This is a genomic window from Streptomyces sp. NPDC041796, assembly GCF_055590785.1.
This window is the reverse complement of the sequence record NZ_JBVJAH010000007.1, coordinates 28,868-49,795: the sequence shown is the minus strand read 5'-3', so window position 1 is coordinate 49,795 and position 20,928 is coordinate 28,868. Positions and strand designations below refer to the sequence as shown.

The window sequence follows — 20,928 nt, the reverse complement described above, 5'->3', positions numbered from 1 at the left end:
AAGGGAAACGGTGATGAGCGACGCGTCGCAGTCCGCCCAGGCCGACCAGGCCGCGAAGGCGGCTCGGGTCAAGGAACCGGCGGCCGAGGAAGCCAGAAGGACCTCGGTGACCAAGCGGAGCGGCGGCGGTGACCCGGCATCCCGTGGCCGCACCACCATCGCCGACGGGGTCGTCGAGAAGATCGCCGGACTGGCGGCGCGGGACGTCGTCGGCGTCCACGCGATGGGCAGCGGCGTCTCCCGCACTTTCGGCGCCGTCCGCGACCGGGTTCCCGGCGGCAAGTCCAGCGTCTCCCGCGGGGTGAAGGCCGAGGTCGGCGAGGTGCAGACGGCGCTCGACCTGGAGATCGTCGTCGAGTACGGCGTCTCCATCCGCGACGTGGCCGGGACGGTCCGGCAGAACGTGATCTCCGCGGTCGAGCGGATGACCGGCCTGGAGGTCGTCGAGGTCAACATCGCGGTGAGCGATGTGAAGCTGCCGGAGGACGAGGACGAAGAGCCGGAGACACGGCTCCAGTAGCCATCCGTTTGAGGAGCGCACGATGAGCATGGCGATGGTCGGCCTGGTGGCCGGAATGGCGCTCGGCTTCGCCGGATATTTCGGCGGCTTCGGAGCGTTTTTGCTGGTGGCCGCCCTGGGAGCGGTCGGCTTCGTGGCCGGGCGGTTCCTCGACGGGGACCTGGAACCCGGCGACTTCTTCCGGGGCCGTGACCGCGGCGACCGGAGGCGGTGACGCGGTGACGGGGGTCCTGGCGGCGGAACGCGGGGCGACCACCATCGCGGACCGCGTGGTGGCGAAGATCGCCGCGCGCGCGGCGCGGGAAGCGCTCGACGAGGCATCAGGTGACGAACGGCGCACCGGGGAGCGCGGCCGGCCGCCGCACGCGACGGTCGTCGTGCACCGCGACACCGCGCGCGTCGGCATCAGCCTGGAACTCGACTACCCCTCCGACATCGGTGCCCGCTGCGCCGCGGTACGCCGCCAGGTCATCCGGCGGGTGCGGACGTTGGCGGGCATGGAGGTACCGGAGGTGGCGGTCCACGTGGAGCGGCTGCACTCCCCGTTCACCCGCGAGCGGGACAAGGGCCGCGGGAGGGTCCGATGAGCAGCACCGCGCCCACCGAACCCGCCCCGGCCCTGGAGGAACAGGGGACACCGGGCCGCGCGCACCGCTTCTGGTCCGGGCGGCGCGTGCCGGCCGCCGTACTCGCGGTGCTGCTCCTCGCCGGTGTGGGGCTGCTGCTGTACGACATCGTCTCCGTGCGGGCCGGGCGGCCCGGCATGCGCTGGCGCCGTGCCCTCGCCGACGATCTGGCCACCCGGCCGCTCGACGACGTGGCGGTGATCGCCGGCGCCGGGGCGGCGGTCGCGCTGGGCGTCTGGCTCCTGGTGCTGGCCGGTACGCCCGGGCTGCGCACCGTCCTGCCGATGCGGCGCGACGCCGAACCGCTGCGCGCGGGGCTGCGGCGGGACGCGGTGGAGATCGTGCTGCGTGACCGGGCGACGGCGGTGGCGGGAGTGCAGTCGGCACGGGTACGGGCAAGGCGCCGCAAGGCCTCCGTCCGGGCGGTGTCCCACTTCCGCGAACTCGCGGAGGTACGCACCGACCTGGAGGCCGCGCTGCGGGCGGCGATCGACGAACTGGGTTTGGCACGGCCGCCGCAGCTCTCGGTGCGCGTGGTGCGCCCGCCGCGGAAGGGGTGAACGGACATGCTGAGAACCGTCAACCGGGTCCTGCTGGGCCTCGCCGGAGTGGTGCTGGTGTGCGTGGGCGGTGCGGTGCTCGTGGCCGGCCTGGACCTGGGCGTGCCGTCGTGGTGGCCGTGGAAGGGCCCGGACGCCGTGCTCCTCAGCGAGTCGGCACGGCGCCGGTGGGGGTGGCCGGTCGTCGTCGCGGTGCTGGCGGTGCTGCTCCTCCTGACGCTCTGGTGGCTGCTCGCCCAACTCCGGAGGCCCCGGCTGGCGGAGGTGCTGGTCGACAGCCGGGACGCGGAGAGCGCGGTCCTGCGGGGCCGGGCGCTGGAGGGTGCCGTGGAGTCGGAGGCGGAGTCACTCGACGGAGTCTCGCGCGCCCGCGTCCGGCTCACCGGCCGCCGTACGGCACCCTCGGCTCGGGTGTCGCTGCTGCTGGAGCCCCACGCGTCACCGAAGGAGACCCTGTCCCGCCTGCGGGACGGCGTGCTACGGCACGCCCGCGAGTCGGCGGGCCTCGGCCGGCTTCCCACCGAGGCCCACCTGCGCGCGGCGAAACACCAGGCGCGCCGCGTCACCTGACCCCGTGCCACACCACGTCACCGGTCGGACGGGGCGGGCGGCGGGGGAGTGGATCAGAAGCCGTGGCGGGCACCGCCGTCGACGGGGAGCATCACGCCCGTGAGGTACGAGGCCGCCGGGGAGAGGAGGAACGCCGCGGTGTTGCCGAACTCCTCCGGCGTGCCGTAGCGGCGCAGCGGGATCCGCGACTCGTTGGCCGCGCGGGCAGCGGCCGCGTCGCCGGACAGGGCGTCCAGCTCCCGGACGCGGTCGGTGTCGATACGGCTCGGGAGCAGACCGACGACCCTGATACCCCGCGGGCCCAGCTCGTCCGCGAGGGACTTGGCGAAGCCCGCGAGGCCGGGGCGCAGGCCGTTGGAGATGGTCAGCCCGGGGATCGGCTCGTGCACCGAACCGGACAGGACGAACCCGATCACCCCGCCCTCCGGCAGCGCGGCCGCCGCGGCCCGGGCCATCCGTACCGCACCCAGGAACACCGAGTCGAACGCCGCCTGCCACTGCTCGTCCGTGTTGTCCGCCGCCCACCCCGGGGCCGGGCCGCCCACGCTGATGAGGACGCCGTCGAACCGCCCGAAGTGCTCCCGGGCGGCGCCGATCAGACGGTCGGGGGCCGACGGGTCGGCGTTGTCCGCCGCGACGCCCACCGCGCCGGAGCCCAGCTCGGCGGCGGCCTCGGTCACCGCCTTCTCGTCACGCGAGGAGAGCACGACCTTCGCGCCGTCCGCCGCCAGGGCACGCGCGGAGGCGTTGCCCAGGCCCCGGGACGCACCGGTCACCACGTACACACGGTCCTTCAGTCCAAGATCCATGGGCCCTATCCTGCCGCCTCCTCCCGGGCCAGCGCGAGGGCCGTTCCCACCAGACCGATGTGGCTGAAAGCCTGCGGGAAGTTGCCGAGCTGCCGCCGCGTGGACGCGTCGTACTCCTCGGCCAGCAACCCCACGTCGTTGCGCAGCGACAGCAGCCGCTCGAACAGTTCCCGCGCCTCTTTCGTACGGCCCGTCATCCGCAGCGCGTCCGCCATCCAGAACGAGCAGACGAGGAAGGTCCCCTCGTCGCCGGGCAGCCCGTCGACCGGCACGCCCTCGGTGCTGTACCGCCGGATCAGCCCGTCGTGGTTGAGCTCCTCCCACACCGCGTCCACCGTGCCCACCACGCGCGGGTCGTCCGGGGGCAGGAAACCGACCCGGGGGATCAGCAGCGTCGCCGCGTCCAGGTCCCGTGAGCCGTACGACTGCGTGAAGGTGTTGCGCTCCGGGTCGTACCCCTTCTCGCACACCTCCCGGTGCACCTCGTCGCGCATCGCCCGCCACCGGCCCACGTCACCGCGCAGCGACGGGTCCTGCTCCAGCGTGCGCACCGCGCGGTCGGCGGCGACCCACGCCATCACCTTGGAGTGCACGAAGTGCCGGCGCGGTCCGCGCACCTCCCACAGCCCCTCGTCGGGCTGCCGCCAGGTCGACTCCAGGAACCCCAGCAGGCTGAGCTGCAGGTTCCACGCGTGCGACTGTGCCGCCAGCCCCGCCTCGCGTGCCAGGTACAGGGAGTCGATGACCTCCCCGTACACGTCGAGCTGCAACTGGCGCACGGCCGCGTTGCCGGTCCGGACCGGCGCCGACCCGGCGTACCCGCGCAGCCACGGCAGCTCGGTCTCCGGCAGCCGGCGCTCACCGGCGACCCCGTACATGATCTGGAGGTCCGCCGGGTCACCGGCCACCGCCCGCAGCAGCCAGTCGCGCCACGCGGCGGCCTCGTCCAGGTAGCCCGCCGACAGCAGCGCGCCCAGCGTGAGCGTCGCGTCGCGCAGCCAGCAGAAGCGGTAGTCCCAGTTGCGTACGCCCCCCAATTCCTCCGGCAGCGAGGTCGTCGGCGCGGCGACGATCCCGCCCGTCGGGGCGTACGTCAGAGCCTTGAGCGTGATGAGCGAACGCATCACGGCGTCCCGGTGGGGCCCCTCGTACGTGCACTGTGCCGACCAGGATTCCCAGTCCTCCAGCGTGTGCTCCAGCGCCTCGAACGGGTCGATCAGCGGCGGGCGTGGCCGGTGCGAGGGGTGCCAGGTCAGCACGAACGCCACCTTCTCGCCCGCGCGGACGGTGAATGACGAACAGGTGCTGAACTGCTGACCCCACGTCTTGACCTCCGGCTCACTGCGCAGCCATATCGAGTCGGGGCCCGCGACCGCCACCCGGTGGCCGTCCGTCCGGCGCACCCACGGCACGACGGACCCGTAGTCGAAGCGCAGACGCAGTACCGCCGCCATCTCGACCGTGCCGGTGACGCCCTCCACGATGCGTACGACATCGGGGGCCTCGTCGCGCTGCGGCATGAAGTCCAGCACCCTGACCGTGCCGGTGCGGGTCTCCCAGACGGACTCCAGGACGAGGGAGTCACCGATGTACCGGCGCCCGGTGCAGGCGTGTCCGTCCTTGGGGGCGATCCGCCAGTGGCCGTTGTTCTCGTCGCCGAGCAGCGCGGCGAAGCAGGCCGCCGAGTCGAAGCGCGGCAGGCACAGCCAGTCGATCGAGCCGTCCCTGCCCACCAGCGCGGCCGTCTGCAGATCCCCGATGAGGGCGTAGTCCTCGATGCGTTGCGTCACGCTCTGGCGTCTTCCCGCACCGGCGTTCGGCTAAGCAGCGGACGGCTCGGCCTCGACGGTGGGCCGCGTCCCTCCGGCGGCGGCCGCCTCGCGGTCGCGCTTCTCGCGGCGCACCAGCACCACCCAGCCGACCGGCACGCCCGCCGCGAACAGCCACCACTGCACCGCGTACGCCATGTGCGCGCCGATGGAGTCGTGGTCGGGCTCGGGGATCAGCTCCGGGGTGTCCCCGGCCGGCGCGGGCACGGTCTGTTCCAGGTAGCCGCCGAGCACCTCGCGGCCGAGGTTCTTCGCCTGCTGCTCGCTGTTGATCAGCATCACCTGGCGGTCCGGCAGTCCGCTGAGGTCCTTGATGCCGCTGGCGCCGGTCGTCTCGTCGGCCTTGAGCCGGCCCGTCACGGTCACCTCGCCCTTGGGGGCGGGCGGGACGTCGGGGAACGACTTCTGGTCGGCGGCGGCCGGGATCCAGCCCCGGTTGACGAGGACCGCGCGGCCGTCGTCGAGGACGAGGGGGGTGAGGACCAGCACGCCGATCCTGTCGTCGGCGTTGGTCCGGCGGCGTACGACCACCTCGTGGGCCGTGTCGAAGGTGCCGGTGGCGGTGACGGCGCGCCAGAAGTCGGGGCGGGGGACGGTGTGGCCGGGGGAGGTGAGCTCCGTCACGGGGACGGGCTCCGCCTTCAGGTTGTCCTCGATCAACTGGTTCTGCGTGACCCGGCGCTCGTGCCGGTGGAACTGCCAGAAGCCCAGCTCGATCATCACGGGGATGAGAACGAGGGCGATGAGGGTGAGGATCACCCACTGCCGGGACAACAGGAAGCGGTACACGGCTTCGACCGTACCTGTTCCGGTTTGGGACCCCGATGGGGGGTCCCGTCCGGTCGTGTCACACCTTGTCGACGATGCCCACCTGCCCCTTCTCCGCGCGGGCGCAGTGCGCCCCGCAGAACCACTGGCCGTCGGCCTCGACGCCCTGGCCGATGATCTGGACCCGGCAGTGCTCGCAGATGGGCGCCATGCGGTGGATGGCGCAGGCGAAGCAGTCGAAGACGTGCACGGCGCCCTGCGCGTGCACCTCGAAGGACATGCCGTAATCGTTTCCGCAGACCTCACAACGTGCCATGCGCCACAGGGTGCGGTCCGGCGGTCCGGAAGGGGCGGCGAAACGCCCGGTGGTCACCCGTCTGCTTACTCGTCTGCCGGGGCCACGTCACGGAGCAACTGGGTGAACGCCGCCTCGTCGACGATCGGCGTGCCGAAGGACTTGGCCTTGACCGTCTTGGACGTGGCGGCGTCCGGGTCGTTGGTCACGAGCAGGCTGGTCAGCCGCGAGACGCTGGTGGCCACATGGAGGCCCGCCTCGACCGCGCGGTCCTCCAGCAGCTCCCGGTCGATACCGGTGTCACCCGAGAACGCCACTCGCATGCCCTGCTTGAGCGGTTTGTCCGCTTCGTAACGCCCGGGGTTGGGGTACGGGCAGGCCGGTCGCTTCCGCGACGGCCGCCAGCTGTTGCCGCGGTACGACGCCTGCTGCCCGATGCGCGGCGCCGACGACCCGGTGGAGGAGGACGACGCCCATTCGGTGAGCGGGCGGCACTCCAGCAGCGGCAGCCGTACGCCCCGCTCCGCGGCCGCGTGCAGGCTCGGGCGGAACGCCTCGGCCAGCACCCGCGCGTCGTCCAGCGCGTTGTGCGCCTGCCGCTGCACGACGCCGAAGTGCGTGGCCAGCGACTCCAGCTTGAAGTTGGACAGCGGAAGCCCGAGCTCCTTGGAGAGCGCGATGGTGCACAGCCGCTGCCGCACCGGCGCCGTCCGCTCCGCCCGTGCGTACTCGCGGGCGATCATCGACCAGTCGAACATGGCGTTGTGCGCGACGAGCACCCGTCCGTCGAGGCGCGCGGAGAACTCCGCCGCGATGTCCGGGAAGAGCGGCGCCCCCTCCAGCACGTCACTCGTCAGACCGTGGATCCACACCGGGCCGGGGTCGCGCTCCGGATTGACCAGCGTGTACCAGTGGTCCTCCACATTGCCCTGCGCGTCCAGCCGGTAGACGGCAGCGGACACTATCCGGTCGTCGCGTGCGAGGCCGGTGGTCTCCACGTCGACGACCGCGTACCCCTGCTTCGGGTAGGCGGTCGGCCACGGTGCTGCTGTCGTACGGTCGTCGAGCATGGTCACTGAGAATAGAGGCCGCCACTGACAACGCCGTCGCCGGGCATGCCCCGTGCGGTCGCCGTGTTGACGCCCCGCGCCCCTGCGCCGAAGCGGTGAGGGGCAGTTGGACCCCTCGGCCGAGCACGGCGACGAGGTCACCCGCGGCCACCCGCCGCGGGCCGCCCGTGCGGCCGAGGCGGCGGGGCCGGCCGCCGGTACCGTGCGTCCGGTGCCCGTGCCCGGTGCCCGTGCCCGGTGCCCGTGCCCGGTGCTCGCGGATGCGCCCCTGGCGTACGGCGCGACCGACGGGTCCCGGTCGACGCGGAACGCCCGCTCGGTGCCGCGCCCGATTCACCGCTGCCCCAGCAGGCCCTCCACCAGGGCACGTACCGACGTGACGAAGAGCCGCTCCGCGTCCACGGGGCGGCCCAGCTCGCGGGCCAGTGCCGGGTCGTGCTCGGAGGCCTCCGCGTCCCACAGCTCGTGCTCGCCCGGCGACTGCACCGGTGCCCGCTCGCGGTTGCGCTCCACCAGGACGTACCCGACGACCTGGTACTGCACCGCCCGCACCACCCCGGCCGCCCGGGCGCCGCGCAGGCCCGCCGCGTGCACCTCGTGGACCAGGGCCCGCCGCGCGGGCAGGAACATCCGCTCCGTCAGGCCGCGTTCGTGGACCATGGCGACCAGGTGCGGGCGGGCCAGGAGCTCCCGGCGGAGCGTGCGCGCGACGGAGACGATCCGTGCGGCGGGGGTGCCGCCCCGGGGCGTGACCGTGCCCAGCTCGGCCACCGTGCGGGCGGCGAGGGCGTCCAGGAGCGACTCGCGGTTGCCGACGTGCCAGTAGATCGACGTGACGGCCGTGCCCAGCTCGGCGGCCAGTCCGCGCATGGTGAGGGCCGCAGGGCCGTCCCGCTCCACCAGCCGGGCGGCGGCCCGCAGAACCTCGTCGCGGGTCAGTGACGGCTTCGGCATCGGCGCTCAACTCCCGTACGCGCACGGCTGTTCCCAGTTCATCGGGCACGGTGTAACGGTGTTACAGAGCATCCGTTCCTCACCCCCGACGAAGGGTGGTACGCCATGGCACGCGTACGGTACGGCGCCCGCACCGAGCAGGAGATCGCCGCGGCCCGGGCCGCGAGCGCGAAGCTCCCCGACATCTGGTCCACCGGCGTGGTCGCCGTGTGGGAGAGCGACCCCGACGTGGTCGCGGCCGTGCTGCCGCCCCCGCTCAAGCCCGGCCCACGCCCGCTCGTACGGGCCGCCATCAGCAAGGTCGGCCTTCCGGGACACCCGCTCGGCGCCGGCTCCGTCGCGGTCGCCGCCACCCACGACGACCAGGAGGGCTGGTATCCGCTCGTCATGCCGATGACGCACGAGCGGGCGCTGACCGGCGGACGCGAGGTGTTCGGCGAACCCAAGAAGCTGGGCGAGGTCACCGTGGAGCGCGACGGCCCGACGGTGCGGGCGGCACTCGCCCGGCACGGCATCGCGTTCGTCGAGGTGCGGGGCGCGGTGGACGGCCCGCTGCCGCTGCCCGCCGAGCCCGTCGAGAGAGTCGACTTCTACTTCAAGTTCCTTCCCGCCGTGGACGGTTCGGGTCTCGACACCGACCCGGTACTCGTGCACTGCGTACGCCGCGAGAAGGCGCGTTCCCTGGAGCGGATCACGGGTGACGTGGTGCTGCGCGAATCGATGTACGACCCGGTCGCCGACCTGACCGTACGCCGCGTCGTCGAGATCACGATCGGCGAGAAGACCACCGGCCAGCGCGGCCGGGTCGTGGAGCGGGTCAGCGCCCAGGCGCTCATGCCGTACATCCACCAGCGCTACGACGATCCGCGACAGGTCCTCGACGCCCCGCCGCCCCGAGGGGCCGGCCGATGAGGCTGCGGGCCGGCCAGGTCGCCGTGGTCACGGGTGCCGCGAGCGGCATCGGGCTCGCCATGGCCCGCCGGTTCGCCGCCGAAGGGCTCAAGGTGGTCCTCGCGGACGTGGAGGCGGCCGCCCTGGAGGAGGCGTTCACCCGGCTGCGGGCCGAGGGCGCCGAGGTCCTCGCCCGTACCGTCGACGTCTCCGAACGCGCCTCGGTCGTCTCCCTGGCCGACGCCGTGTACGAGACCTTCGGCGCCGTCCACGTGCTGTGCAACAACGCCGGTGTCGGCTCCGGCGCCGAGGGCCGCATGTGGCAACACGACCCCAACGACTGGGAGTGGGCCTTCGCCGTCAACGTCTGGGGCGTCTTCCACGGCATCCAGGCCTTCGTCCCGCGCATGCTGGCGGCCGGCGAACCGGGCCACATCGTCAACACCTCCTCCGGGGACGGCGGCATCGCGCCACTGCCCACCGCCTCGGTGTACGCCGTCACCAAGGCGGCCGTCGTCACCATGACGGAGTCCCTGTACGCCCACCTCAAGGCGGAGCACGCGCGCGTGGGGGCCTCGGTGCTCTTCCCCGGCCCGCACATGCTGCGCACCGGCCTGTGGGAGTCGCACCGCAACCGGCCCGCCCGGTACGCCAAACAGCGCCCCCGCACGACCCCGTACCGCAGCCTCGACCAGTGGGAGGCCGCAATGAGGGAAGCCGGGCACGAGGTGGCCTTCACCCCGGTCGAGGAGGTCGCCGAACACGTGGTGGACGGCATCCGGGCGGACCGCTTCTGGATGCTGCCGCCCGGCGAGCACAGCGACCGGCAGATCAGGGCCAGGGCACGGTCCATGCTCGACCGCGCCGACCCGACGTACCTGGAGAGCTTCGTACTCGACTGAGGACGCGACCGAGGGGGCCGCAGTGACGGATCCGTATCTGATCATCTCCTCCGACTGCCACGCCGGACTGCCCACCGAGCGGTACCGGCCCTACCTGGAGTCCCGCTTCCACCGCGCCTTCGACGAGTTCCTCGCCGGGAGGGACGCCCGCCGCGCCGAGATGACCCGGCTCGGCGTCCGTGACGAGGCGTTCGCGGAAAAGTGGTTCAGCGACAACGAGGAAGGCCTCAGGGGCGGCTGGGACCCCGCCCAGCGGCTCAAGGAGCTCGACGGGGACGGGGTGGCCGCCGAGGTCGTCTTCCCCGACGCGGACGCCGTCGACAGCGGGACCGCCGCGCCCTTCGGCGTCGGCCTCGGCCTGTCCGGCGACCAGGATCCGGAGCTGGGCATGGCGGGCGCGCAGGCGCACAACCGCTGGCTGGCCGAGTTCGTGTCCGGGAATCCCGAACGGCACTGCGGGGTGGCCCTGTTGCCCGTCACGGGTGCGGTGGACCGGGTCGTCGCCGAGATCCACCGGGCCAAGGAGTCCGGCCTCGGCGCCCTGATGATCCCCTCCATGTGGGTCGACCGAGCGCCCTACCACGACCGCCGCTACGACCCGGTGTGGGCGGCCGCCGCCGAGAGCGCCATGCCCGTGCTCACCCACTCGGGCGCGGCACCGCGCCACGAGTACGGGGACCACCTCGGCATCTACGTCAGCGAGGTCACCTGGTGGCCGGCCCGGCCGCTGTGGTTCCTGCTCTGGTCGGGCGTCTTCGAACGCCACCCCGGACTCCGGTTCGGCGTCGCCGAGTCGGGCTGCTGGTGGCTGCCGAACCTGTTGTGGTTCATGGACCGGCTCTACCTGGGGGCCCACGGCGGGAAGAAACTCTCCCCCTTCGCCGAGCTGACGCGCCCGCCCAGCGCGTACGTGGACCGCCAGGTCTTCGTCTGCGCGACCAACACCAAACGGCGCGAGCTCGCCCAGCGGTACGAGATCGGCGTCGACAACATCCTGTGGGGCAGCGACTTCCCCCACCCCGAGGGCACGTGGCCCGACACGCGCGCGTGGCTGCGGAGAACGTTCCACGACATCCCGGTCGCCGAAACCCGGCGCATGCTGGGCCTCGCGGCGGCGGAGGTCTTCGGCTTCGACACGGCGAAACTGGAGTCCCTCGCCCGCCGTATCGGCCCCACCCCCGCCGAACTGGGCCAGAACGACGACCAGGCGGCCGTGGAGGCCTCCTGGGCGCGCTCGCGCGAGACGGGCCGCCACTGGCTCACCGGCCAGGACTTCCCGGTCCTGGGAGTGACGCCATGACCGGGCGCTACACCGTCATCTCCGCCGACTGCCACGCCGGCGCCGACCTCCTCGACTACAAGCCGTACCTGGAGAAGAAGCACCACGACGACTTCGACGCCTGGGCGGCCGGCTACGTCAACCCGTACGAGGACCTGCTCGCCGACACCGCCGACCGCAACTGGAACTCCGACCGCCGCCTCGCCGAACTGGAGGCGGACGGCATCGTCGCCGAGGTCGTCTTCCCCAACACGATCCCGCCCTTCTTCCCGTCGGCGTCCCTGATGGCACCCGCGCCGACCCGTGAGGAGTACGAGCGGCGCTGGGCGGGCCTGCGCGCCCACAACCGGTGGCTCGCCGACTTCTGCTCCCTCGCTCCCGGCCGCCGGGCGGGCGTCGCGCAGATCCTGCTGAACGACCCGGAGGAGGCCGCCCGCGAGGTACGCCGCACCAAGGAGGCGGGTCTGACGGGCGGCATCCTGCTGCCGGGCGCCCCGCCGGGCTCGGGCGTCCCCGAGCTGTACTCCCGGGCGTACGACCCGATCTGGGCGGTGTGCGAGGAACTGGACGTACCCGTCAACCACCACGGCGGCTCGGCGTCCCCGCCGCTCGGCGACGAACCGGCCGCGCGGGCGGTGTTCATGGTGGAGACGACCTGGTTCTCGCACCGCGCCCTGTGGCACCTCGTCTTCGGCGGCGCCTTCCGCCGCCACCCCCGGCTCACACTCGTCCTCACCGAACAGGGCTCCGGCTGGATCCCCGGCGTCCTGGACATGCTGGACTACTACCACGCCCGCCTGGTCGCGGCCTCCGCCTCGGCCGAAGCCAAGTTCGGCGCAGGGCTGTCGGCCTCCATGGGCAAGGGCCCCAGCGAGGTGTGGCGGGACAACTGCTTCGTCGGCGCGAGTTTCATGCGCCCGCACGAGGTGCCGCTCCGGGACCGGATCGGTCTGGACAAGATCATGTGGGGTAGCGACTACCCGCACGACGAGGGGACGGGCCCGTACTCCCGCGAAGGCCTCCGCGCCGCCTACGCGGGCCTGCCGCGCGACGAGGTCGCCGCCATGGCCGGTGGCAACGCGGCCCGGGTGTACGGCTTCGACCTCGCGATCCTCGACCCGCTCGCGGCCGTCCACGGGCCCACCGTCGACGAGATCGCCGAACCGCTGCGGGAGGCCCCGCCGGACGCGACGAGCCCCGCGTTCGCACCCGGCGGGTCGGTACGGGTCTGGTGAACGTGACGGTGAGACCCTCCCGGGGTGACTGACGCACCCCACGAAGAGGAACACGGCGGCGCGCTCGGCACACGCCTCAACTGGCTGCGTGCCGCCGTCCTCGGCGCCAACGACGGCGTCGTCTCCACCGCCGGACTCGTCGTCGGCGTCGCCGGCGCCACCGACGACCGCGCCACCCTCCTCACGGCGGGTCTCGCGGGCCTGCTCGCCGGCTCGATGTCGATGGCCGCCGGCGAGTACGTCTCCGTCTCCACCCAGCGCGACTCCGAGAAGGCCGCCCTGACCGAGGAGAAGCGGGAGCTGCGCGAACAGCCCGAGGCGGAACTCGACGAACTCACCGGCCTCCTCGAAGCCCGCGGCCTGACCCGCGACGTCGCCCGCGAGGCCGCCGAACAGCTCACGGAACGCGACGCACTGCGCGCCCACGCGCGCGTGGAACTGGGCATCGACCCCGACGAACTGACCAACCCCTGGCACGCGGCGGCCGCCAGCTTCCTGGCCTTCACGGCCGGCGCGCTGCTCCCCCTCCTCGCCATCGTCCTCCCGCCGGCACCGGCCCGCCTCTACGTCACGGTCCTCTCGGTCCTCGCCGCCCTCACCCTCACCGGCTGGTCCAGTGCCCGCCTCGGCGCGGCCCCGGCCCGCCCGGCGATCCTGCGCGTGGTGGGCGGGGGCGCCCTGGCGATGGCCGTGACGTACGGGGCGGGGTCGCTGCTGGGCGCGGCGGGGGTATGAGGCCCCGCGTCACGCCGTGACCCATCGAGGGGCGTCCGTGCCCCACCGGCCGGGCGGGCGGGACCAGTTCGCCGGGCCTCCCTCGTACGCCACCGGGGGCAGCGCGTGCCGCAGCCGGCCCATCGGGCTGTCCGTGGTGGCCATCCAGCGTTCCGGGGCGTAGCCGCCCTCGTGCCGCGGTCCCTCGGTGAGCCCGTGCACCAGCCAGTGCGCGGTCTGCGTCAGGGCCAGCCGGGCGAGCCACGTCCCGCCGCCGTCCCGGCCGTGCTGCCGACTCAGCGCCCGCAGTACGGCGGCGGCCAGCAGGTATCCGGTGCCGTGGTCCAGGGCCTGGGCGGGCAGCGCGCCCGGCTCGCCGTCGGAGCCCTCCAGCGCGGCGATGCCCGTCGCCACCTGGACCAGGCTGTCGAAGCCGCGCCGCTCGTGCCACGGCCCGTACCGGCCCCAGGCCGAAAGCTGGGCGACGACCAGGCCGGGGCGGCGCTCGGCCAGTGCCTCGGGGGAGAGCCCGAACCGGTCCAGCGCGCCCGGCCGGTAGCCGGTCACCACCACGTCGGCGCCCGCGAGGAGCTCCTCGAACACGCGGTGGTCCGCGCCGTGCCCGAGGTCCAGCAGCGTCGACCGCTTGCCCATCCCGGTGTCGTTGTGGGCCTCCTGGCTCTCCGGCAGGTGCGGCGCGTCGATCCGCAGGACGTCCGCGCCCAGCAGCGCGAGCGTCCGCGTGGCGACCGGCCCGGCCAGCACCCGCGTCAGGTCCAGCACCCGCAACCCGGCGCAGGGCAGCGGTGACGCACTCGTACCGGACATCCGGCTCCACGCGCGCGTGGCTCCCGCCGCGGCCCCCGCAGCGTCCCCGATCCGCTCCAGGGTCAGCAAAGGTTGCCCCGCCACCAGGGCGCCCTGCTCGTGCGCGGCCCATTCGGCGGCGCCGCGCGCCGCGACGGCGAGACCGCCCGCCGCGTACACGGTCTCCTCCACGTCCACCGCACGGCGCCCCGCGATCGCGTCGGCGACCGCGTCCGTCCCGGCGCCGTCCGGCAGGCCGAGCGCGGCGAGCAGCCGCTCCCGGTGGTGCGGGTAGTTGGCGTGCGTACGCACCCACCCGTCGGCCGCCCGCCAGAACCGCGACAGCGGCGCGAACGTGGTCCACGCCCGCCCGTCGACCCTGACCAGCCGGTCGCTGAGGAACGCCGTGGCCACCGCCCCGTCGTCGACCCGTACCCGTGGCACCGGGCCTCCGGTGCGTACGGCGGCCAGCTCCGCGGCGGCGAGTGAGCAGACCGCCACGGTGGCGCGGGCCAGTTCCCTCACGGGCAGCCGCGCGGGCAGGCCGTCCGAGGGGCCGCTGAGGGAAACCCGCTCCAGTAGCGACTGGTCGGCACCCAGTGTCATCCATGCCTGGGCGATACCGGAAGGAAAGGGAGCGTCCATAGGGGCACTATGGCACTCAGTGCCAGGACAGGGAAGAGCCCCGGACGCGGCGCACACGCCACGCCCGGGGCTCCGGGGATCTTGTTACCGCCGCACCGCGTCCAGGGCGTCGGTCATACCCGTGCCGTAGAAGCCGTTGTCGCGCTTGCCGCCCTCGCACACCGCGTCGACCGTGCCGTCACCGTTGATGTCGTACGGGTTCGTGCACGCCATGTCGTCCGCCTGCTTGTACAGCAGCGCCTTGACCTCGGCCGGCGAGGCGTGCGGGCGCGTCGACTTGATCAGCGCGGCCACACCCGCCACGTGCGGCGACGCCATCGACGTACCGCCCTTGTAGCCGTACTTGCCGCCCGGCAGCGTCGACAGGATCAGCCCACTGGTGGCCGGCGCCTCCGGCGGCTGGTACGCCGTCGAGTCACCGCCCGGGGCGGCGATGTCCACGACGCCGTGCCCGTAGTTCGAGTACGAGGCCTTCAGACCCTTGGCGCCCGTCGCGGACACCGTCACCACACCATTGAGCATGGTGGGAACGTCCGGGCACTCGCTCGGGTCGACGACCCGCTCGACCGGCGTGGTGTCGTTCGGGCTGGTCTTGTCGACCACCTCGTCCGACGCCAGGTCCGTACGGGAGTTGCCCGCCGCCGCGACGTTGACCGCGCCCTTGCGCTCCGCGTACCGCGTGGCGCGCTGCAGAGCCTCCACCAGGGCGCCCTGGTCGAGGTCGTTCTTGCACGTGTACAGCCACGGGTCGACGTAGTAGCTGTTGTTCGTCACCTCGACGCCGTGCTCGGCGGCCCAGATGAAGCCGCAGACGACGGACTCGGTGTAGAAGAACCCGTCGGGGTTGGACACCTTGATGCCCGAGACCTTCACACCGGGGGCGACACCGGTGACGCCCACGCCGTTCTTCGCGGCGGCGATCGTGCCGGCCACGTGCGTGCCGTGGTCGCTCTCGGTGGGGCCCGGCCGCCAGGAACCCTCGGTGGTGTCCGGCGCGCCGGTCACGCAGTTCGCGGAGGCGGCCCGGTCGAAGTTGGGAGCGAGGTCCGGGTGCGTGTCGTCCACACCCGTGTCCAGCACGGCGACGGTGACCTTCTTGCTGCCGAGGGACTTCTCGTGCGCCTTGTCGGCCTTGATGGCCGGCAGGTCCCACTGGAGCGGCTCGAACGGGTCCTGGCCGTCGGTTGCCTCATCGGCGGCCGCCCGGGCCTCCTCGGCGGACAGCGGCTGCTCGGCTCCGATGTCGGTGGTCCGCTGGGCGGCGAGCGGCGTGGTCCTCGTGGCCCCCGCCGACTTCACGCCCCGCACCTCGCGGATCGTCTTGGCGAAGTCCGGGTTCTGCGAGTGGACGACTATGACACCTATCTGGTCATAGGCGATCACCACCGTGCCGCCCGCCTCGGATATCGCCTTCTTCACCGCTTTGACGGTGGAGTGACCACCCGTCACGTTCACGACGTACGACAGCTTCGGGCCGTTCGTCGCGGCCGCGGCGACGGCGCCGACGGCCGTGGCCTCGTCCAGCGGGGCCGCCGAGGCACCCGCCGCCGGTAGCAGACCGAGCGAGGCCGTGAGCGCCAGACCAGCGGGCAGCGCGAGTATGCGCCCGCGTCCGGTTCTCAGATGAGCCATGGGTTCTCCACATCATCCGTGACGTCCGTCCACACACCGGGTGTGCGTGGACGGGTGCATGACGAGCGAAGCTATCGCCGATCATCCCGGCCCATCAATGACTTGGGGAAAGAAAAACGCCCCAGGTGAACCGCGTCGCCATGGCTTCCGTGCCGTTGACAGGGGAGAGCACGAGCGAGTACCGCCCCCGATCGCCAGGTCCTTGTCCATGCCCAGCGCACCCGCGTCGCGAGGAGTTTCCGTGGTTACCGATGCACCACCGCCCGACGGCGGTACGGACACCAGTCCCGCCCAGCCCACGACAGAATCGTTCGTCGAGGTGCAGGAGAGTGCGGAATTCGGCGAACTGCGCCGCACGTACCGCTCCTTCGCCTTCCCCCTGACCATCGCCTTCATCGCCTGGTACCTGCTGTACGTCCTGCTGTCCAACTACGCGGGCGGTTTCATGGGCACCAAGGTGTTCGGCAACATCAACGTCGCGCTGGTCCTCGGCCTCGGCCAGTTCGCCACCACTTTCCTCATCGCCTGGTTCTACTCCCGGCACGCCGCCGAGAAGCTCGACCCGAAGGCGGAAGCCATCAAGTCCGGTATGGAGACCCGCATGGAGGCCGACGCATGAGCAGCCCCACCGTCGTGCTGGCCGCCGCGTCCGACGCCTCGGAGCACCGGCCGCTGATCATCACCCTCTTCGCGGCCTTCGTCGTCGCGACGCTGTGCATCACCGTCTGGGCCGGCCGCCAGACCAGGAACGCCTCCGACTTCTACGCGGGCGGCCGCCAGTTCACCGGCTTCCAGAACGGCCTCGCCATCTCCGGCGACTACATGTCCGCCGCGTCGTTCCTCGGTATCGCGGGTGCCATCGCCCTCTTCGGCTACGACGGGTTCCTCTACTCCATCGGCTTCCTGGTCGCCTGGCTGGTCGCCCTGCTGCTGGTCGCCGAACCGCTGCGCAACTCCGGCCGGTACACCATGGGCGACGTCCTCGCGTACCGGATGCGCCAGCGTCCCGTCCGGACCGCCGCCGGCACCTCCACCATCGTCGTCTCGATCTTCTACCTGCTCGCCCAGATGGCCGGTGCGGGCGTCCTCGTCTCACTGCTCCTCGGCATCACCTCCGACGGCGGCAAGGTCGCGATCGTCGCCCTCGTCGGCGTACTGATGATCGTGTACGTGACCATCGGCGGCATGAAGGGCACCACCTGGGTGCAGATGGTCAAGGCCGTCCTGCTCATCGCGGGCACCCTGCTCATCACCTTCCTCATCCTGCTGAAGTTCGGCTTCAACCTCTCCGACCTCCTGGGCACCGCCGCCGCCAACAGCGGCAAGGGATCGGCCTTCCTCGAACCGGGCCTCAAGTACGGCGCCACCGGCACCTCGAAGCTGGACTTCATCTCGCTCGGCATCGCGCTCGTCCTCGGCACCGCGGGCCTGCCGCACATCCTGATCCGCTTCTACACGGTCCCCACGGCCAAGGCGGCCCGTAAGTCGGTCAACTGGGCCATCGGCATCATCGGCGCCTTCTACCTGATGACCATCGTGCTCGGCTTCGGCGCCGCCGCCCTGCTCAAGCCCGGCGACATCATCGCCTCCAACAAGGCGGGCAACACGGCGGCCCCGCTGGCCGCGCTGGAGATCGGCGGCGGTGGCGGCTCCACCGGCGGCGCGATCCTGCTCGCCGTGATCTCCGCGGTCGCCTTCGCCACCATCCTCGCCGTCGTCGCGGGCCTCACCCTCGCCTCGTCGTCGTCCTTCGCGCACGACATCTACGCCAACGTCATCCGCAGGGGACAGGCCACGGAGAAGGAGGAGGTCCGTGCCGCCCGCTGGGCGACCGTCCTCATCGGCGTCGTCTCCATCGCCCTCGGCGCCCTCGCCCGCGACCTGAACGTCGCCGGCCTGGTAGCCCTGGCCTTCGCGGTCGCCGCGTCCGCGAACCTGCCGACGATCCTCTACAGCCTGTTCTGGAAGAGGTTCACCACCCAGGGCGCCCTGTGGTCCATCTACGGCGGCCTGACCGCCTCCGTGGCGCTCGTGCTGTTCTCGCCGGTCGTCTCCGGCAAGCCCAGCTCGATGTTCCCGGACGCCGACTTCGCCTGGTTCCCGCTGGAGAACCCCGGCCTGATCTCCATCCCGCTGGGCTTCCTCCTCGGCTGGCTCGGCTCCCTGCTGTCGAAGGAGGAGCCGGACAAGGGCAAGTACGCGGAACTGGAGGTCAAGTCCCTCACCGGTGTCGGAGCGCACTGACCCGCACACCCTGTGCGACCGCACGCGGCCGCGCCGTGGGGATCGTCGTAGATCCCTACGACGCGGCCGTGCCGCTCCTGTGGACAATGGCCCGTGTTGTTGTCGGTGGGGTCACGTACGCTCCTTGGTATACGGAACCTGGTAACCGGGGGAGGGCGCCCACAGTGCTCATCGACACATACGGCCGCGTGGCCACCGACCTGCGCGTCTCGCTCACCGACCGGTGCAATCTGCGGTGTACGTACTGCATGCCCGAAGAGGGCCTGCAGTGGCTCGCCAAGCCCGACCTGCTCAGCGACGACGAGATCGTCCGGCTGATCCGCATCGCCGTCACCGACCTCGGCATCACCGAGGTCCGCTTCACCGGCGGGGAGCCGCTCCTGCGCCCCGGCCTGGTCGGCATCGTCGAGCGGTGCGCCGCCCTGGAGCCCCGGCCCAGGATGTCGCTCACCACCAACGGCATAGGGCTCAAGCGCACCGCGACCGCCCTCAAGGCCGCCGGCCTGGACCGGGTCAATGTCTCCCTCGACACCCTGCGCCCCGACGTCTTCAAGACCCTGACCCGCCGCGACCGCCACAAGGACGTCCTGGAGGGCCTCCAGGCGGCCCGGGAGGCCGGGCTCACACCGGTGAAGGTGAATTCGGTCCTCATGCCGGGCCTCAATGACGACGAGGCCCCCGACCTGCTCGCCTGGGCCGTGGAGAACGCGTACGAGCTGCGCTTCATCGAGCAGATGCCGCTGGACGCCCAGCACGGCTGGAAGCGCGACGGCATGATCACCGCCGGCGACATCCTGGAGTCGCTCCGCACCCGCTTCACCCTCGAACCCGAGCCCGACGAGGCGCGCGGCTCGGCGCCCGCCGAGCGCTGGATCGTCGACGGCGGACCGCACCGGGTCGGTGTCATTGCCTCCGTCACCCGGCCCTTCTGCCGGGCCTGCGACCGGACGAGGCTCACCGCCGACGGCCAGGTGCGCACCTGCCTGTTCGCCCAGGAGGAGACGGACCTGCGGGCGGCACTGCGCTCGGACGCGCCGGACGAGGAGATCGCCCGCATCTGGAAGCTCGCGATGTGGGGGAAGAAGGCCGGCTCCGGCCTGGACGACCCCAGTTTCCTGCAGCCCGAGCGGCCGATGTCGGCGATCGGCGGCTGACCGGCCCGTCAGTGGCCCGGGAGGGACTCCCACTCGGCCAGCGTGACCACGTCCTTCAGGAAGCCCCGCACACCCAGGAACTGGGAGAGGTGCTCCCGGTGCTCGTCACAGGCCAGCCAGGTCTTGCGCCGCTCCGGCGTGTGCAGCTTCGGGTTGTTCCACGCCAGCACCCACACCGCCGCGGTGCGGCAGCCCTTGGCGGAACAGATCGGGGTGGTGGTCTCGTCGCTCACAACACGTCCAAACAAAGCCCGAACAAAGGCGACGCCGGGCAGCCACGGGGGGAGCTGCCCGGCGTCGGTCCGTCGCTCCGACGGGGGATGCGGAGCGCCTACGAAGTATGTCACGGGGACAGGGGTGGAGTGCACTGAAACCACATGATTGATCTGAGCTTTTCTTGAGCTTTGCAGACCGGTAACAGCTCAGTGCTGCTCGTACTGGCGTTCCTGCTGGGGTTTTTGATGATCCCCGCGATCCTCCGACACCGATTCCGCGGCGGGCTTCGTGTGCTCCCGCGCCCCGGTCTCCTCCGCCGGCTGCCCGGCCGCCAGCATCGGCCGCCCGGTCGCCGGAGGTACGAACGTCTGCGGCTGCGGAGGCGCCGTCTCACGGCCCGCGTTGGCGATCACCACCGCGACGTACGGCAGCACCGCTCCCAGGACCAGAGCCACGATCGCCACCTGCCGCTGGACGTTCCACAGGGACGCGGCCGCGATCACCGCGACGGTCCGCACCGACATCGAGATGACATAGCGACGCTGCCGTCCACGCACGTCGTCCGCCAGCCCCTGACGGGCGCCGGTGATCCGGAAGACCTCGTCGCTCCCACGCTTCCGCATCACGTTCCACCACCCGACATCCACGCCGACACGCTCCCCGGACCGGCTTGCTTCCACCGTACGCCCGCACTCCGCCGCGTTCGAGAGCGGGTCGCCCCTCACGAGGCCGGACCCGCTAGGGCCCGACACGTACGGCGGTGTCCGGCATGCGCCGTACGCGGGACGGGCCGAGACTTGTCGGGACTGCTCACGTCTATCCGTACCGAGGAGGCAGCCATGGGCTGGTTGTGGGCGATTATCGTCGGATTCGTGCTCGGCCTGATCGCCAAGGCGATCCTGCCCGGCAAGCAGCACAGCCCGCTGTGGCTGGCCACCATCTTCGGCATCATCGGCGGCATCGTCGGCAATGCCCTCGCCAGGGCGTTCGGCATCGAGGCCACCCCGGGTATCGACTGGGGTCGGCACGCCTTGCAGGTGGTGGCCGCGGTCGTCATCGTCGGCCTCGGCGACATGCTCTACATGTCGATGCGGCGCAACAGACAGCGAGCCTGACGACGAACGGCGGGGGGGGGGGGGGGGGGGGGGGGGGGGGGGGGGGGGGTGGGGGGGGGGGGGGGGGGGGGGGGAGAGGGGGGGGGGGGAGGG

24 protein-coding genes are annotated in these 20,928 nt (G+C 72.2%); 14 read left to right on the top strand and 10 right to left on the bottom strand.

Annotated features, from left to right (window positions below; all coding sequences use genetic code 11):
• Positions 1-13: 13 nt before the first annotated feature.
• From ACZ6C1_RS15755 to amaP, 5 genes are read left to right on the top strand one after another with little or no spacing between them, the layout of a single operon-like run.
• Entirely contained in the window at positions 14-520 is a 507-nt protein-coding gene (locus ACZ6C1_RS15755) for an Asp23/Gls24 family envelope stress response protein (RefSeq protein WP_469241341.1), read from the top strand.
• Between the two features lie 22 nt (positions 521-542).
• Positions 543-734 carry a hypothetical protein gene (locus ACZ6C1_RS15750; protein ID WP_469241339.1) on the top strand — a complete coding sequence of 64 codons (192 nt, stop codon included), beginning with the start codon at positions 543-545 and terminating at the stop codon, positions 732-734.
• Positions 709-1,107 (top strand): Asp23/Gls24 family envelope stress response protein, encoded by a 399-nt coding sequence (locus tag ACZ6C1_RS15745; RefSeq protein ID WP_469241337.1) that lies wholly within the window; start codon positions 709-711, stop codon positions 1,105-1,107. Before ACZ6C1_RS15750 ends, ACZ6C1_RS15745 begins: the two co-directional genes overlap by 26 nt.
• A complete protein-coding gene (locus tag ACZ6C1_RS15740) occupies positions 1,104-1,706 on the top strand; it encodes a DUF6286 domain-containing protein (RefSeq protein WP_469241335.1) in 603 nt (200 codons plus the stop codon). Before ACZ6C1_RS15745 ends, ACZ6C1_RS15740 begins: the two co-directional genes overlap by 4 nt.
• A gap of 6 nt (positions 1,707-1,712) precedes the next feature.
• On the top strand, positions 1,713-2,276 hold the full coding sequence (gene amaP, locus ACZ6C1_RS15735) for an alkaline shock response membrane anchor protein AmaP (protein WP_469241333.1): 564 nt from the start codon (positions 1,713-1,715) through the stop codon (positions 2,274-2,276).
• A gap of 53 nt (positions 2,277-2,329) precedes the next feature.
• Here amaP and ACZ6C1_RS15730 read toward each other — a convergent pair whose 3' ends face one another.
• The 6 genes from ACZ6C1_RS15730 to ACZ6C1_RS15705 all read right to left on the bottom strand — a co-directional run bounded on the left by ACZ6C1_RS15730 (position 2,330) and on the right by ACZ6C1_RS15705 (position 8,001).
• Positions 2,330-3,085 carry an SDR family oxidoreductase gene (locus ACZ6C1_RS15730; RefSeq protein ID WP_469241331.1) on the bottom strand — a complete coding sequence of 252 codons (756 nt, stop codon included), beginning with the start codon at positions 3,083-3,085 and terminating at the stop codon, positions 2,330-2,332.
• Positions 3,086-3,090: 5 nt separating this feature from the next.
• Positions 3,091-4,875, bottom strand: coding sequence for a glycoside hydrolase family 15 protein (locus ACZ6C1_RS15725; protein WP_469241328.1), 1,785 nt, complete (start codon positions 4,873-4,875; stop codon positions 3,091-3,093).
• A 30-nt stretch (positions 4,876-4,905) separates the two neighbouring features.
• On the bottom strand, positions 4,906-5,703 hold the full coding sequence (locus tag ACZ6C1_RS15720) for an SURF1 family cytochrome oxidase biogenesis protein (protein ID WP_469241326.1): 798 nt from the start codon (positions 5,701-5,703) through the stop codon (positions 4,906-4,908).
• A gap of 58 nt (positions 5,704-5,761) precedes the next feature.
• On the bottom strand, positions 5,762-5,998 hold the full coding sequence (locus tag ACZ6C1_RS15715; protein ID WP_064071372.1) for a hypothetical protein: 237 nt from the start codon (positions 5,996-5,998) through the stop codon (positions 5,762-5,764).
• A gap of 65 nt (positions 5,999-6,063) precedes the next feature.
• Positions 6,064-7,053 carry a DEDDh family exonuclease gene (locus ACZ6C1_RS15710; RefSeq protein WP_469241324.1) on the bottom strand — a complete coding sequence of 330 codons (990 nt, stop codon included), beginning with the start codon at positions 7,051-7,053 and terminating at the stop codon, positions 6,064-6,066.
• Positions 7,054-7,380: 327 nt separating this feature from the next.
• Positions 7,381-8,001 (bottom strand): TetR/AcrR family transcriptional regulator, encoded by a 621-nt coding sequence (locus ACZ6C1_RS15705; RefSeq protein ID WP_469241322.1) that lies wholly within the window; start codon positions 7,999-8,001, stop codon positions 7,381-7,383.
• Between the two features lie 105 nt (positions 8,002-8,106).
• Here ACZ6C1_RS15705 and ACZ6C1_RS15700 point away from each other — a divergent pair, with 105 nt between their 5' ends.
• Genes ACZ6C1_RS15700 through ACZ6C1_RS15680 form a run of 5 tightly spaced genes read left to right on the top strand, consistent with a single transcriptional unit; the run spans position 8,107 to position 13,043 of the window.
• Entirely contained in the window at positions 8,107-8,913 is an 807-nt protein-coding gene (locus tag ACZ6C1_RS15700) for an acetoacetate decarboxylase family protein (RefSeq protein WP_469241321.1), read from the top strand.
• Positions 8,910-9,794, top strand: a complete 885-nt coding sequence (locus ACZ6C1_RS15695; protein WP_469241319.1) for an SDR family NAD(P)-dependent oxidoreductase — start codon at positions 8,910-8,912, stop codon at positions 9,792-9,794. The genes ACZ6C1_RS15700 and ACZ6C1_RS15695 overlap by 4 nt, the downstream gene beginning before the upstream one ends.
• 22 nt (positions 9,795-9,816) lie before the next feature.
• Positions 9,817-11,094, top strand: coding sequence for an amidohydrolase family protein (locus ACZ6C1_RS15690; RefSeq protein WP_469241317.1), 1,278 nt, complete (start codon positions 9,817-9,819; stop codon positions 11,092-11,094).
• Positions 11,091-12,308: an amidohydrolase family protein gene (locus tag ACZ6C1_RS15685; RefSeq protein ID WP_469241315.1), complete on the top strand. Its 1,218-nt coding sequence runs from the start codon at positions 11,091-11,093 to the stop codon at positions 12,306-12,308. The genes ACZ6C1_RS15690 and ACZ6C1_RS15685 overlap by 4 nt, the downstream gene beginning before the upstream one ends.
• Positions 12,309-12,332: 24 nt before the next feature.
• On the top strand, positions 12,333-13,043 hold the full coding sequence (locus ACZ6C1_RS15680; protein ID WP_469241313.1) for a VIT1/CCC1 transporter family protein: 711 nt from the start codon (positions 12,333-12,335) through the stop codon (positions 13,041-13,043).
• 9 nt (positions 13,044-13,052) lie between these two features.
• On the opposite strand, the gene ACZ6C1_RS15675 is transcribed toward ACZ6C1_RS15680, so the two are convergent.
• Together ACZ6C1_RS15675 and ACZ6C1_RS15670 are read right to left on the bottom strand one after the other, a co-directional pair.
• On the bottom strand, positions 13,053-14,474 hold the full coding sequence (locus tag ACZ6C1_RS15675) for a CoA transferase (RefSeq protein ID WP_469241311.1): 1,422 nt from the start codon (positions 14,472-14,474) through the stop codon (positions 13,053-13,055).
• 84 nt (positions 14,475-14,558) lie between these two features.
• Positions 14,559-16,106, bottom strand: a complete 1,548-nt coding sequence (locus ACZ6C1_RS15670; protein ID WP_469241309.1) for a S8 family peptidase — start codon at positions 16,104-16,106, stop codon at positions 14,559-14,561.
• A gap of 241 nt (positions 16,107-16,347) precedes the next feature.
• Between ACZ6C1_RS15670 and ACZ6C1_RS15665 the strand changes: the two genes are divergently transcribed.
• The 3 genes from ACZ6C1_RS15665 to moaA all read left to right on the top strand — a co-directional run bounded on the left by ACZ6C1_RS15665 (position 16,348) and on the right by moaA (position 19,504).
• A complete protein-coding gene (locus ACZ6C1_RS15665; protein ID WP_469241308.1) occupies positions 16,348-16,725 on the top strand; it encodes a DUF485 domain-containing protein in 378 nt (125 codons plus the stop codon).
• Positions 16,722-18,350 carry a solute symporter family protein gene (locus ACZ6C1_RS15660; protein ID WP_469241306.1) on the top strand — a complete coding sequence of 543 codons (1,629 nt, stop codon included), beginning with the start codon at positions 16,722-16,724 and terminating at the stop codon, positions 18,348-18,350. The genes ACZ6C1_RS15665 and ACZ6C1_RS15660 overlap by 4 nt, the downstream gene beginning before the upstream one ends.
• Before the next feature lie 164 nt (positions 18,351-18,514).
• Positions 18,515-19,504: a GTP 3',8-cyclase MoaA gene (gene moaA, locus ACZ6C1_RS15655; protein WP_469241303.1), complete on the top strand. Its 990-nt coding sequence runs from the start codon at positions 18,515-18,517 to the stop codon at positions 19,502-19,504.
• An 8-nt stretch (positions 19,505-19,512) separates the two neighbouring features.
• Here the strand turns inward: moaA and ACZ6C1_RS15650 are convergent, their stop codons facing one another.
• Both ACZ6C1_RS15650 and ACZ6C1_RS15645 read right to left on the bottom strand, forming a co-directional pair.
• A complete protein-coding gene (locus ACZ6C1_RS15650; protein WP_469241301.1) occupies positions 19,513-19,737 on the bottom strand; it encodes a hypothetical protein in 225 nt (74 codons plus the stop codon).
• A gap of 189 nt (positions 19,738-19,926) precedes the next feature.
• Positions 19,927-20,343, bottom strand: coding sequence for a DUF3099 domain-containing protein (locus tag ACZ6C1_RS15645; protein WP_469241300.1), 417 nt, complete (start codon positions 20,341-20,343; stop codon positions 19,927-19,929).
• Positions 20,344-20,559: 216 nt separating this feature from the next.
• On the opposite strand from ACZ6C1_RS15645, the gene ACZ6C1_RS15640 reads away from it, so the two are divergent.
• Positions 20,560-20,835 (top strand): GlsB/YeaQ/YmgE family stress response membrane protein, encoded by a 276-nt coding sequence (locus tag ACZ6C1_RS15640; RefSeq protein WP_469241298.1) that lies wholly within the window; start codon positions 20,560-20,562, stop codon positions 20,833-20,835.
• Positions 20,836-20,928 lie beyond the last annotated feature (93 nt).